This window comes from Myxococcales bacterium (assembly GCA_016706225.1).
In the GTDB taxonomy this organism is placed as follows: Bacteria; Myxococcota_A; Polyangia; order Polyangiales; family Polyangiaceae; genus JADJKB01.
Map to the genome: position 1 here is coordinate 61478 of JADJKB010000012.1, position 12580 is coordinate 74057.

At 65.4% G+C, this 12580-nt stretch carries 11 protein-coding genes; all 11 read right to left on the reverse strand.

Features of this window, described 5'->3' with window-relative positions; genetic code table 11:
• Positions 1-52: 52 nt before the first annotated feature.
• Complete coding sequence (locus tag IPI67_20010; protein MBK7582472.1) at positions 53-2524, reverse strand: hypothetical protein; 2472 nt, start codon at positions 2522-2524, stop codon at positions 53-55.
• Positions 2475-3617 (reverse strand): CpaF family protein, encoded by a 1143-nt coding sequence (locus tag IPI67_20015; protein ID MBK7582473.1) that lies wholly within the window; start codon positions 3615-3617, stop codon positions 2475-2477. Before IPI67_20015 ends, IPI67_20010 begins: the two co-directional genes overlap by 50 nt.
• Positions 3614-4189 (reverse strand): tetratricopeptide repeat protein, encoded by a 576-nt coding sequence (locus IPI67_20020; protein MBK7582474.1) that lies wholly within the window; start codon positions 4187-4189, stop codon positions 3614-3616. The genes IPI67_20015 and IPI67_20020 overlap by 4 nt, the downstream gene beginning before the upstream one ends.
• On the reverse strand, positions 4186-5073 hold the full coding sequence (locus IPI67_20025) for a hypothetical protein (GenBank protein MBK7582475.1): 888 nt from the start codon (positions 5071-5073) through the stop codon (positions 4186-4188). Before IPI67_20025 ends, IPI67_20020 begins: the two co-directional genes overlap by 4 nt.
• Positions 5073-5984 carry a type II secretion system F family protein gene (locus IPI67_20030; GenBank protein ID MBK7582476.1) on the reverse strand — a complete coding sequence of 304 codons (912 nt, stop codon included), beginning with the start codon at positions 5982-5984 and terminating at the stop codon, positions 5073-5075. The genes IPI67_20025 and IPI67_20030 overlap by 1 nt, the downstream gene beginning before the upstream one ends.
• A complete protein-coding gene (locus IPI67_20035) occupies positions 5981-6862 on the reverse strand; it encodes a type II secretion system F family protein (protein MBK7582477.1) in 882 nt (293 codons plus the stop codon). The genes IPI67_20030 and IPI67_20035 overlap by 4 nt, the downstream gene beginning before the upstream one ends.
• Positions 6859-8745 (reverse strand): Flp pilus assembly complex ATPase component TadA, encoded by a 1887-nt coding sequence (gene tadA / locus IPI67_20040; protein MBK7582478.1) that lies wholly within the window; start codon positions 8743-8745, stop codon positions 6859-6861. Before tadA ends, IPI67_20035 begins: the two co-directional genes overlap by 4 nt.
• Before the next feature lie 54 nt (positions 8746-8799).
• Positions 8800-10128 carry a pilus assembly protein N-terminal domain-containing protein gene (locus tag IPI67_20045; protein ID MBK7582479.1) on the reverse strand — a complete coding sequence of 443 codons (1329 nt, stop codon included), beginning with the start codon at positions 10126-10128 and terminating at the stop codon, positions 8800-8802.
• Positions 10129-10130: 2 nt separating this feature from the next.
• The gene (gene cpaB / locus IPI67_20050) at positions 10131-10907 is read right to left on the reverse strand and encodes a Flp pilus assembly protein CpaB (GenBank protein MBK7582480.1); all 777 of its coding nucleotides are present in this window, start codon (positions 10905-10907) and stop codon (positions 10131-10133) included.
• A gap of 175 nt (positions 10908-11082) precedes the next feature.
• Entirely contained in the window at positions 11083-12057 is a 975-nt protein-coding gene (locus IPI67_20055) for a hypothetical protein (GenBank protein ID MBK7582481.1), read from the reverse strand.
• Positions 12058-12064: 7 nt separating this feature from the next.
• On the reverse strand, positions 12065-12532 hold the full coding sequence (locus IPI67_20060; GenBank protein MBK7582482.1) for a hypothetical protein: 468 nt from the start codon (positions 12530-12532) through the stop codon (positions 12065-12067).
• Between the last annotated feature and the right edge of the window lie 48 nt (positions 12533-12580).

The window sequence follows — 12580 nt, forward strand, 5'->3', positions numbered from 1 at the left end:
CCGCGGTGCTCCGTGTGTCAAGGCTTTCGAAAATGCCTGAACACTCGGGTAGCTACTTCTTGGCCTTCTTGCGCAGGATCTCTGCGGCCCGGGCGTACGCGGCGCGCTCGGGATGTTGGGCGGCAAGTTGGTCGTACAGCTCGGCGGCTTTTGCGTATTCGTTCGACGCAACCGCGTCCGCGGCCTTGCGCTCGAGCGTGAGCTCTCCCTTCGCCAAGGGTGGCTCTGCCGACGCGCTGGGCGCGGGAGTCGTTTCGGCTGGCGTGGGCTCTGGCGGCTTGCCGGTTGCCTCTGGCGGTGTGCCGGTGTCGGTCGGTGCGCCCGACGCTGTCGGCGCGGTGCCGACCGTTTCGGGTGAGGTTCCGGGCGGCGCGCTCGAAGGATCTGGCGCACCGCTCGACGACGGACCGGCGGATGCCGAACCCGACCCCGCTGGTTTCGCGGGACGCGGCGCCGGCGGATCCGTGAACACGATCGCAAATGCGATCAGTCCAAACGGCAGCATGATGAACATGAGCTTGCGCGGGAAGGGCATCGCCTGCCAGATCGCAAGCGGTCCCTTCGCTGCGGCCGGAGCTGCAACCCAACCGGGTTGTCCCGGGTAGCTGGCACCGGGCTGCCCGTACGTGCCCGACGCTCCCGGGTACTGCTGCTGCGGATACTGCCCCGACGCACCCGCGCCACCTGGAACACCAAACGACCCGGACTGGCCTGCATAAGCAGGCGGTTGTGTGCCCGCCATTTGCGCGGCGTAGGCTGCGGCCGGATCACCGCCGAGCGCGCCGGGTTGTTGCTGCGCGTAGCCGCCGGGTTGTTGCTGCGCGTAGCCGCCGGGTTGTTGCTGCGCGTAGCCGCCGGGTTGTTGTTGCCCGTAACCGCCGGGTTGTTGTTGCCCGTAACCGCCGGGTTGTTGTTGCCCGTAACCGTCGGGTTGTTGTTGCCCGTAACCGCCGGGTTGTTGTTGCCCGTAACCGCCGGGTTGCTGTTGCCCGTAACCGCCGGGTTGTTGCGCACTGTACTGCTGCTGCGGAAACTGCGCGCCAGAGTAGCCTTCGGGTGCGCCGTATCCTTGCGGCTGCTGACCGTAGGCATTCGGCTGTGGCGCCTGCTGTTGAGGATAACTCGCGCCGCTCGCCTGTTCTCCCGCCCAGGGTGGAGCCCCGGCTTGACCCGGCGGCGCCTGCAGCGGTCGCTTCGCAGTGTCGGGCGATTCGGGAAGGCCGCGCGCTCCCGCTTCCGCCAGAAACTGCTCGAGCGGTTTCACGACCGTCGCGTTGTCGCCCGCGGGCGGACTCGATGGTGGTTGCGGCCGCTCTGGCCTCGCGACCTCGGGTTGAGCTGGAGGCGCAGCGGCAGACACGACCACCGGCGAGTGCCCCATCTGCTGACCCGGGGGAGGCGGGATCGCCGGCGGGGCTATGCCAAGCATCGTGCGCTTCGCAGAGGTCCCGGCCCCACCACCAGCCGGCGGCTGTTGGTTTGGTGCAGACGCCGGCGGCGCTTGCGGTGCTGCGTACACAGGTGGTGCCTGCGGAGTACGCGGTCGAGAAGGCTGGGCGTCCGCTGGCGATTGGATCACCCGCGTGGCCTCTTCGCTCACGACTTCTTCGTCCGATGGCAGGTGGATCTGCGTCGGCGGCTCGGATCCAGGACCGACCGCGGCCTCCTGCGGCGGCAGCGTCTTTTCGCTGAAACCGTCCGGCATCGGCTGGTACTGCGTCGGCGACTCGGAGTCGTCGTAACCAAAATCACCCGGGCTGGGTTTGGCTTTCTCGGCGGCCGCCAGCATCTCCGACGGAGGACGGACGGGCTTCGGGGCCGCGCGCGGGGCGGTAGCCTGGGGCCTCGGAGTCGGTCCGGTCGCACGCGGAGCGTTCGTCGGAAGCGGGCGCTGAGCCGACGGGCGGGACGGCCCCGCCGTCGGTGCGGGGCGCGGCGTCGGCGGCTGACGTTGCATGGGAGGGGGACCGCGCCGTGCGGGGGGTGCGCCCGGTTCGCGGCGGGCTGCGGCGGGCGCAGCACTCGCTTGCGGACGAGCAACCGGCTGCGCACTCGCTTGGGGTCGGGCAACTGGCTGTGCGCTCGCTTGAGGTCGGGCAGCTGGCTGCGCGCTCGGCTGCGGGCGCGCGACGGGCCGCACACTCTCTCGCGGCCGCTGAACCGCAGCCTTTGGCGCCGCGCCTGTCGGCTCGACCTGCAGTGTGATCCCCCCCATGCGGATCGCACCCGGCGCCGACACCGGCTTCCAGTCCGTGCCCACCGTTGCTTGGCCAAGCTGCACGATGGCGCCCGGCGCACAGGCGACGTACAGAGTGGTGCCGTCGAAGAACAGATAGGCGTGCACGGCGACGAGCCCCGGACCGCTCACACGCCAGCCGCCCTCGGTGCCGACACTGAACGCTTCCACCGCCGTGCCAGCAACGAGCTGGACGGAGGCTCGGTCGCTCGAGCCGCCCTGGAGCTGGATGGTGAGGTTACCCGTGCTCACGATGATTCGGATCGGCGCCGCGCCGCCGCGCAGCATCGTATATCACGGGTGGAAGCTCGACACCGTGCTCCCGCAGCTGCTCCTCACAGTGCGGGATGATGCCCGTCGGCTTGAACTCACTCTGAATCGTTCCGTCGTGCCCCATCCCCAAGTACTGCCGCGCAAAAATATCCTGCATCTGATACTTGCCGGTGTCGGTGTCGTAACCCAGGACCTCGGTGATGTGGGTGGTCTTACGGGAGCCGTCCTGGAGCCGTGAAACCTGCACGATCAGGTTGATGCCCGACCCCAGCTGGGCCCTCATTGCCGGCAGCGGCATGTCGATGTCGCTCATCATGCACATGGTCTCGAGCCGGGTCATCGTGTCGCGCGGATAGGTTGCGTGGCAGGTCCCCATGCAACCGCCATGACCGCTGGTCATGGCCTGCACGATGTCGAGCGCCTCGCCGCCGCGGATCTCGCCGATGATGACCCGGTCCGGCCGCATGCGCAGCGTCGCCCTGAACAGGTCTCGGATCGTCACCGCCCCGCGACCCTTGGGGTCGGCAGCGCGGGCCTCCAGCTGCACGACGTGCGTCTTCTGAAGCTGGACTTCCTTTGAGTCCTCGATCACCACGATCCGCTCGCCCTCGGGAATGTACGACGACAAGGCGTTGAGCATGCTGGTCTTACCGCTACCGGTTCCGCCAGCGATGATCACGTTCAGCTTCGCCTCCACCAGAACCTTGAGCGTGTCCGCGGCGTCCTGGCCCATCGAGCCGAACCGAACCAGGCGATCGACGGTCAGGGTCTCCTTGAAGAAGCGACGAATTGCGATGAACGGTCCACCCGGACCCGCGGGTGGAATGATGGCCTGAAGCCGCGACCCGTCCGGCAGTCGCCCCTCCAGGATCGGTCGGGTCTCGTCGACGAACTTCCCGGCGAACTGTGCCGCCGTCCTGAGCGCGGCGATGAGTGCGTCGGTGCTCTCGAAGCTCACGCCGGTCAACTCGAGCTTGCCGCCCTTCTCGATGAATACCTGATTCGGTCCGTTGATCATCACCTCGCTGACCGCCGGATCATCGAGGAAGGGCCGCACCGGGGCGAAGAACTCCAGCAGTGCCTCTTCGAAGATTTCTTGGGGGATCACGGGACGTCCTTGAGCAAGGAGCCACGCGCTTCTTCGGCGTGTGCGCCAGTGGGCTCGAGTCGGAGATATTCGCGGAAGTGTCGATCGGCACCGACCAGATCGTTCTCCCCGTCCCGGAGCAGGACGGCGAGCGCATAATGCGCCTCGGCGTGTTTGGGTTGAGCAAGCAGCACGCGTTCGAAGTACTCGCGAGCCAGGTCCTCGCGGCCGATTGCCGAGAACATGGTGCCGACCAGGAACCGGAGAGCGTGGTTCTCTGGACGCTGGGCCAGCTCTTCCTCACCAAGCTGAATGGCGGTCCGGAAGCGCCCGCTGACCACGTAGACCCGCATCAGCGTGGGCAAAACCTCTTCGCGCTTCGCACCGGCGTCGAGCGCGGCATTGAGGTACTGCGAGGCCCGTGTGAAATCGCCGACTCGAGCGAACAGCTTGCCCCGGTGAAGCAGCTTGTCGGCGGTCTGCTCGGCGCGGACCGTGCGTTCGGCTTCGCGCACCTTGTCGCCGCGTGAAGCCCCGCAAGCGGAGGTAGCCGCCGCCATCGAAATCAGCAAGACCGCCGTGCGCAGCCTCATGGGCTCTTCTTCTGGCGGCTCTGATCGCCATACTTGATGCGCAGCTTGCGCTCGATCACCGAGAGGTACTCGACGTATTCGCCCTCTTTGCCCTGCAAGAACGCGAGCAACACTCGCACTTCTTTTTGCGCTGTTTCGTAGCGCTGGGTCGACAAAGAGTGCTCGAGCCGGACGCGGTGCATGCGGAAGTCTTCACCCACGTCCACGCGCAACTTCGCCGCCATCGAGCTCGCGCGCTTGGCCCGCTCGGCGTCTCCCCCCGCCTGGAAACACACCGCGGCTTCTTCGTACAGCGGTACGGCTTGCACGCCGTCCGGGACGTAGAAGGGGCGTCGCTCCTGTTTGGATGCCGCCTTGGTGAACTGCTCGAGGCCCTTGGCCATCGCGGCCTGGGGCGCCGACTGCGGACACTGGGTCGCCGGCGGCCCCCAGAGCTCGGGCACCTCGTGCGGTGCTTTGCCGACGCCGTCGTTGGGCGGGTCTTGAAAGATGATGTAGAGCGCCAGCGGCATCACGATCAGCGCCATGAGCAGCGTGAGCGGGCTGGTCTTCTGCTCCGGTTTTTGCGCGGCGCCCTCCGTGCCGGCCACCTCGACGACGCTTGCGACGATCTGTGTGTACCCGACACCAAGCACGGAGCCCGGCGCGATCTGCGTGCGCGTGAACGGGCTGCCGTTGATCGTGGGAGGGGGTTGGAACGAGCGCGCGTCGGCGAAGATGCCGGCAGCCGTGAGCTGAATGGCAACACTCTCGACCCCCGCCTGGTCGATGCCAAGGCGGATTTCGCAGTGTGCGCCGCTGCCGATCATGGCGCGGTCGGAGTCGAGACGAACTTCCTCGGTTCGGCCGTCGGGGTGGCGGATGTCGAACTTGAGAGCTTGCATCAGGTATCGGCCCCTTGGTCGCCGAGCTTGAGGAACATCGGCCCCAGGATCAGCGCAATGATGCAGAGCAACAGCAGCGCGAGCGGGCCGATCATCTGGACGCCGGCTTTCGCGGCCTGCTGCTCGGCCCGGACACCGCGGCGCATGCGGGACATTCCGGCTTGAATCTGCAGCACGTCGGCCAGTGGATTGCCCTTCTCTTCGGCTTGCACGACCGAGTTGACGAACTCCTGCACGGTCTCGATCGGCACGCGGTCCGCAAAATCGAGCAGCGCCTGCCGCCGAGTCCGCCCGATGCTGAGCTCCTGCAGCATGCGGCTGAACTCCTCGATCAGGGCGTCGTCGGGATCGCTGGATTTCTCCACGACCTGCCGCACCGCGCCCGGGAAATCCTTACCAGCGCTCATGGCCAGCGCCAGCAGATCGACGGCGTAGGGTAGACCGCGGTTGACCTGCTGCATCCGCAACGTCGAGGCGCTCGAGACTTGAAGGTAGGGCACAGCCGCACCCAGCGGTGCGACGATGATGACCATCACGATCCCCATGCCGGTCATCCAGCCGGCGATGAGACCGAACAGGGCGCCCCCGATGAACGAGAGCAGGCTCAGCCCGACGTACTCTTCCGGGGTGATGCCCAGGTAGTCCCCGGCCAACGCGAGCTGTTTGTCCAGCTTCGCCCGTTGATCTTCCGTGAGGATGCCGCTGACGCGCACGCCGAGCCAGCGCACCAAGGGCTCGATTTGCCGCCACTGGTCACTGTTCTCGAGCGCGCGCAGCCGCCGCAGTCCGCGCATACCGAGCCGGCTGGCCACCCGCGACGGCGCACTCGCCACTGCGTAAACCGCACAAGCCACCGCGCTCGCCAGGAGCAGAATGACGACGTAGCGGATCTCCAGGTAGCTGATCTTCATATGTCGACCGACAATATCTTTCGGGCGAGCACGATCGAAACGAGCCAGGAAATGCCGGCAAAGCCCGCGATTGCCCAGCCCGCGACCGGCTTCTTGAGTGGATCGTAGAACCCCGGTTCCATCATGTTGAGCACGACGGCGAAGACGAACGGGAACGCACCGAGCACCCAGAGCTGGGCCTTGCCTTCCGCAGTCTTGCTCTTGACCACGCCTTCCAGGCGGATCATCTCGCGCATGGTGTTGGCGGTCGTGTCCAAGATGCGCGGCAAGTCACCGCCCAGTTGCCGGCCAATCAGCACCGCCGAGAGCGCCGTGTCGAGCTGCCGGCTGTTGATGCGGCCGCCCATGTTCAAGAGCGCTTGGTCGAGCGTGCTTCCGACCTTCATCTCTTTGACGCACAGCTCGACCTCTTCGCGAATGGGCGATGGCAAGAGCGGCTGAATGCCGATGAACGAGTTGGACACACTGGGGGTCGCCTTCAGCGAGTTGGCGAGCGCAGTCAGGAACCCGTCGATCTGGTCCTCGAGTCGCAGCACACGCTGAGTGCGCAGGTATTCGATGTAGCGGGACGGCGCGATGATGATGATGAGCATCAAGATCCACCAGTACGGGTCGAGCCCGATCCCGACGTGCAACGCCAACACCACCACTCCGGCGACGATCTGCCCGATGGCGATCTGCTGCCCCGGAGTCCAAATGAACATCAGGCGCAGCTTGCGCTCGAGCGATGCGCAGTAGCGCTGCCAGTAGCGCATCACCGGCCCCTGGGTGTCCGCGACGGAACCCCAGCTGCCGATCAAAAGGCCGACAAAAACCAGCAGAACGCCTGACCATTTCAGGAGCTGTACGGCGAGCTCTGGGCTGAGGGCTGCGTTCACAGGTACGGTCCTCCCTTCGGAATCAATCCCTTCAGGATGAAGTCGTTGAGGAAGCTGGGCAAATAGCCGGTAGCCTTGTAGGCGCCGAGCACCTCTCCCTTCGGCCCCGTGCCCGAGCGCACGAAGGCGTAGATCGGGATGATCTCGAAGTTGAGCTCGTCGTCCAGCCCGAGCACCTCGGAGATCGCCGACACCCTTCGGGACCCATCCGAGAAGCGCGACTGCTGCACCACCAGGTGAATGCTGCCGGCGATCTGCTCTCGCACGGCGCGGGACGGCAGATCGATGCCCGCCATCAAACACAGTGTCTCGATGCGCTTCAGCGCTTCGGTCGGAGAGTTCGCGTGCGTCGTCGTCAGCGAACCGTCATGGCCGGTGTTCATCGCCTGCAACATGTCGAGCGCCTCTCCACCACGGCACTCTCCCACGACCACCCGGTCCGGACGCATACGCATGGCGTTCTTGAGCAGATCGCGGATCGAGTACTCACCCTTGCCCTCCATGTTCGCAGGGCGGGTCTCGAGCGACACGACGTGGGGCTGGACGAGCTGCAGCTCGGCCGCGTCCTCGATGGTCACGATGCGCTCGTCGTCCGGAATGGCCGCGGACAAGATGTTGAGGAGCGTCGTCTTGCCGCTGCCGGTACCGCCGGAGATGATGATGTTCTTCTTGGCGATCACACTGCGGGTGAGAAATCGGCCCATTTGCGGGCTCAAGGCGTTGAAGCTGTAGAGCTTCTCGATCGTGAGCGGTACCTTGGCGAACTTTCGAATCGTGATGGCCGAGCCGCGCAGGGCGATGGGCTTGATCACGGCGTTCACGCGGGAGCCGTCTTTCAAGCGGGCATCGACCAGCGGCGACGACTCGTCGATTCGGCGCCCGAGCGGCGTGACGATGCGCTCGATCACTGCGCGCACGCGCTCGTCGTCGGTGAAATGTTGATCCGACAGCACAATCTTGCCGTTACGCTCGATGTAGATCGTGTCTGGATCCACCACCATGATTTCGGAAACGCTCGGGTCCGCGAGCAAGTGTTCGAGCGGGCCGAGCCCGAGTGCCTCGTCTGCCAGTTCACCAACCAGCCGATCCCGATCGACGGTGTGAGGAAGTCGCGTACCCATCTGATCGACGATGCGCCGCAGCGCGCCGATCACCTTGGGGCGCATGGACGGGTCGTCCATTTGTTTGGACTTGAGCGCAGCGAGATCCAGGTTCTCGATCAGCTGCCGGTGGATCTCCCGCCTCAGCTCGTTGACCGCCTCCTGCTCGGGGCTGCGTTTGCGCCGCCCAACCGTCGCGGTCTGCCCGCCCTGTCCGGTGGTGGTTCCCCCCTGACGCCCGGTCGTGTCAGCCGGCGGCGGCTGCGAGTGCATCGGCGCACGCCGCATGTCCAGCGTGGCCCCACCCGGAGCATGCGGCGGCGGATGATGCGGACCGCTCTGATGGGGTGTCGGGTGGGCCGGATGCGAGGCAAACGCCGGCAGCGGCGTCGGCGCTGGCATGGCGGGCCCGCGATGCTGACCCGGCGGAGGGTGCTGAGGGCCACCTCGCACCGTGCCCTCGTGCAGGTCTTCCCGAACCGGGGGCCCCGCCGACTGAAAGGTCAAGGTGTGATCACCGACGACGATTGGTGTACCAAACGGCACCCAGACGCTGGTCTTCTTCAGCAGCTGGTCGCCAGCTAGAGTGCCGTTGGTGGAGCGGTCCTCCACTCGCACGGCTTGCCCACTGAACTCGACCACCGCGTGCTGGCGCGAGATGAGGTCACTCTTGATCCGCAGGCCGCACTCCGGATCGCGGCCGATGGATAGTAGTCCGTTCGCCCGCAGCTGAATGGTGCGTTTGCCGCCCGATTGTGACTCGATGACGACGAGGACGTTCATGACCCGATGCGTGCCGAGGACGGCTCCGGGGCCGGGCCCCGGGACAGTCCGGGGCTACTTGTTCACCTTGCGCCACTGTGAAGGACGCTTGTTGTAGGCGTTCACGGCCTCGATGTCCCCTGAGTATTCCTCGAACTGACTGAGCGCGCCATTGACGATCTCGATTGCCGGTTTGGGAACGGACTCGACCGCCGTCGGAATGATGAACAGCGCGCCTTCGACGTCCTCCGCCGAATCTCGGTGTGAGCCGAAGAGCACGCCAATCACGGGAATTTCACTCAAGATCGGCAACCCCCGAATGTCGTGGCGACGGTTGGTCGTGCGAATTCCGGACAAGACCAGGGACTGACCGAGCTTGAGGCGCACGAGCGTCTTCAGCTTGGAGATGTTGCGGCCAGGAAGGTTGGTCGCCTCGACCGGCGGAGTCAGGTCGGACACGTCGGCGTCGACCTGAACCTCGAGCTCGCCCGTCTGTTCGTCGAGTCGAGGCAAGACCTCCACCTTGGTTCCGAAGGCGATCTCCTTGATGTTGGCGCTGAGTCCCGAGGCGATGGGGAAGTTCTGCTCCCCACCGGACTCCCAGGAGGCCTTCGTGCCGTTGACGGTGATCACCGTGGACTGCTTCAGCACCTTGGCCCAACCGCGCCGCGACGCCACGTCGAGCGCAGGGAGCGGCTGATTGACCACCGATGCCTCGGCGGTCGTCGCCGTGCCGGCCAAGAAATCGTAGGTGAACTCGCTTTCGACCACGCCGGGCCCGCCGATGCGAGAGGGCCAATCCACGCCGACGTTGTAGCCGGACGTCTTGTCGTAGCGGATGAAGAAGAAATCGATGCGGATGTTGACCTTGCGATCGGCAACGCCTCCGCCGCCGGCCACCACCAACGACTCGACTTGGCCGGGATACAGCGCCGCGATCTTCTCGATGCGCTTCACGTCCCCTTCGTTGGCCACACCGCCCTCGATGAAGAACCGCGAACCAACACGACGCACCCGCACACCGGGCATCTCTCCCAGGAGCTGCTGCAGCTCCCTCCTCACGGCTTCCGGCGCGCGCGAGAACACGTTGATGACCCAGGTCACCGTCGAGTCGTCCTTGTTGATCAACAAGAGAGTCGTCGTCCCCGGCTTCTTGCCGGCCACCACGAACTTGGCGTTGTCGGTGGTCAGCTTGACCTCGACGATGCCCTTGACGCCTTCGGAGTAGTTCTTCACTCCGGTCGCAGGTAGCGTCTTGTTCTCACCGACGACCAGGGTCAGTTCGTTTTGACCTTCCGCATCCGGTGAGCCCGCCGAGTCATCCTGGGCCAACGCGGGGATTGCGGTCAGTGTGACGCCTGCGGCCAGGCACAGTGCAACGGAGACTTGCCAAACTCGTTTCATCTTCACTTCGCCTTGAGCTCGACAGGACCCGTCTTCCGGGCTCCCTGGATGTTGTTTCGGATGACTTTGTCCTCGAGGGCCGTGGAGGGCATGTCGGGAATGCCGTCGAGCAGGGTCTGGTCGTCGGGATTCCGGAGCGCGACCAATAGCTTGCCGCGCTCCGCCGCCAACGACAGCAGCTGCGCCTCCTGCAAGCTGACGCTGAGAGTCAGCACCATCTCGCGCCGCTCGTCCTTGGAGTCACTGATCTTCTCCGGCGCGGTCTCGAGCCCCACCGCCAGCGCCAGGACCTTCTGCAAGAGCACGACCGCGTTTCGCTTGTCCGGGTCGCTTCCGGGCATGCTCGCGATCACATCGACGTAGTCGCCGGGCTGGATCATCGAGAAGCTCTTGTCACCGCTCTCGGCGCGAATCGAAACGGCACGGGCGCCGGGTTGTACGAGCGAGCTCAGGTCACGACGCTCGTCTGCCGCAATCGCCAGGTCCGTCCACATGAGGGTCTGGTTGGCCTCGACCTTGGTGCCCACTCGAAGCCCGACGACCTTCGGCTTCTCGACCGCCTTGACGGCTCGGTCCTCCACGTAAGCCAGCGGAACTTCCCGAATGGTCAGCGCATCTTCCTGAATCGAGGTGCCGGGATCGATGGCCTTCATCGCCATGAGCAGGCGAACACGCTCACCGCCCGACGCCTCCTGCTCGAACCGCGACAGATACAGCAGGAGTAAGAGGACTCCTACCACGCCGACCACCAGCGAAATGAGCAATGCCCTCTTGTTCATGCCAGACCCGGAGTATCGCCTCGTTCTGCCGGAGATGAAATCCTCCAGCCGACCTTCAGCGGCTCTCAGACCTACCACGCCAGATTGGCGGGACTAGCGGGGAATTCAGGCGACCAGGGGTCGGACCTTGGCGCACGCCCGCCTACTGCACGAACAACCAGCCCGCCTCCGGGCCTCAGAATCCGCGGGTTTCGAGCATCGAGACGATGCTGTGGTCGCCGGTCTGCTCCGCGGCGACGATGACGTCCACCCCGTTGCGACTGAAGTAGCGAGCCATGGGTGCGTCCTCGCCGATGAAGACCCGCTCCCATCCAGCGTCCCCGAGCTGTTTCTCGTAGCCCGCCAGGATCTCGGTGGCCGGGGCCTTCGACTCGTAGACCCGCACTCCATGTGGACGGCCTTCGGCCGCGGCGGAGAGATATCGCACGGAGCTCGGCGGACGCGGCACGTTCGGTGAATCCGCGCCGGGCGCGTCAGTGCCCTCCGTGGGCGGAGCCATGGCGTTCACCTTGAAAGAACCGTCGGTCCAAGCGGCCAGAACGTGAGTGTGACCCGACTCGAGCTTGCGTACGTAGGCGTAACGCAGGTGACCAACCTCGGCGAGATCCCAGTTCTCCGCAAAGGCGCTGAGCCCATCCCAGAAGCGGCGTTTGCCGTTCGAGCTGTCGGCCACCGCGCAGGCAATGACTCCGTCGTCCTTCGACTCCTCGCGCAACACACCGTAGTTGAGACGCGCGGCCTGCTTGGCGAGGACCGGATCCTCGAGCAGACCTTTCACCTCGCGGAAGTCCCGAGGCATCGCGCCTTCTTCTTTGCAGATCGCCTCGAAGCGATCGAGCACCTGCCCCATGGACAGATCCGTCGTGGCCGAAGCCAGGTTGATGGGCTGCCCGTTCAGGACCAGCCGCTCCGAGTCCTTGGTGAACTCGCCGAGCTTCGCCAGCTGGCGGCCCGTCACCAGCGCTTGCTCCGAAACGCTGCCGTAGGCGGAGCGAGCTGCCAGGCCCGCACAGACCAGCGACACGATCATCAGATAGGCGCTGACTCTGAGCACACCGCGTACGCGGGGGGTGAACACGGCGCCCGCCACGCGGCGGGGCCACTCCCAGAAGGAGCGGCCGACTCGTCTGTCTTGGTAGGAACGTGCCATGGCGTCCTCAGATCAGACTCGCGAGAAGTGCTCCAATTGCGCCCGCACCGAGCGCAATCAAGAAGTACTTCTTGCCGTTGTCGTTCTTCTTCGGCTCGTTGCACCGCATGTGCATCTTGCCGTACATCGTGTAGCTGCTACCACCGATCACGTTGGGGAACTTGGTCTGCCGCTGTTTGGTGATCTGCGGATATCCCGAGTCCTTGAAGACGTCGTTGCCCAGGCCGAACGAGCCCCCGCCCTGTTCCTGAGCGCCGCTGATGTCGGGCACCCCTCCGGCCTTCGAATCACCGACGTTCTGGTCCATGTCGGTCGAGATGTCACCACCGCCACTGCAGTAGTTGATGGCGGTCTGCCAGGCGGCGAGGCGAGCCTCGTCCATCACGCCGATCTTCGCTTTCTGGAAGCTGACGGACGCCCAGATACAGGCGAACTGAATCACCATGAAGGCCGCGATGATCGCCGACTCGGTCATGGCCGCGCCGCGACGCCTTCGTCGCGCCCGCGCACGCTGGAGCAGGAT

Coding starts and splice junctions, on each gene's coding strand:
- cpaB (MBK7582480.1), bottom strand. CDS start 10,907: ATGAACAAGAGGGCATTGCTCATTTCGCTGGTGGTCGGCGTGGTAGGA.
- IPI67_20020 (MBK7582474.1), bottom strand. CDS start 4,189: ATGAGGCTGCGCACGGCGGTCTTGCTGATTTCGATGGCGGCGGCTACC.
- IPI67_20060 (MBK7582482.1), bottom strand. CDS start 12,532: ATGACCGAGTCGGCGATCATCGCGGCCTTCATGGTGATTCAGTTCGCC.
- IPI67_20030 (MBK7582476.1), bottom strand. CDS start 5,984: ATGAAGATCAGCTACCTGGAGATCCGCTACGTCGTCATTCTGCTCCTG.
- tadA (MBK7582478.1), bottom strand. CDS start 8,745: ATGAACGTCCTCGTCGTCATCGAGTCACAATCGGGCGGCAAACGCACC.
- IPI67_20045 (MBK7582479.1), bottom strand. CDS start 10,128: ATGAAACGAGTTTGGCAAGTCTCCGTTGCACTGTGCCTGGCCGCAGGC.
- IPI67_20010 (MBK7582472.1), bottom strand. CDS start 2,524: ATGCTGCGCGGCGGCGCGGCGCCGATCCGAATCATCGTGAGCACGGGT.
- IPI67_20025 (MBK7582475.1), bottom strand. CDS start 5,073: ATGCAAGCTCTCAAGTTCGACATCCGCCACCCCGACGGCCGAACCGAG.
- IPI67_20055 (MBK7582481.1), bottom strand. CDS start 12,057: ATGGCACGTTCCTACCAAGACAGACGAGTCGGCCGCTCCTTCTGGGAG.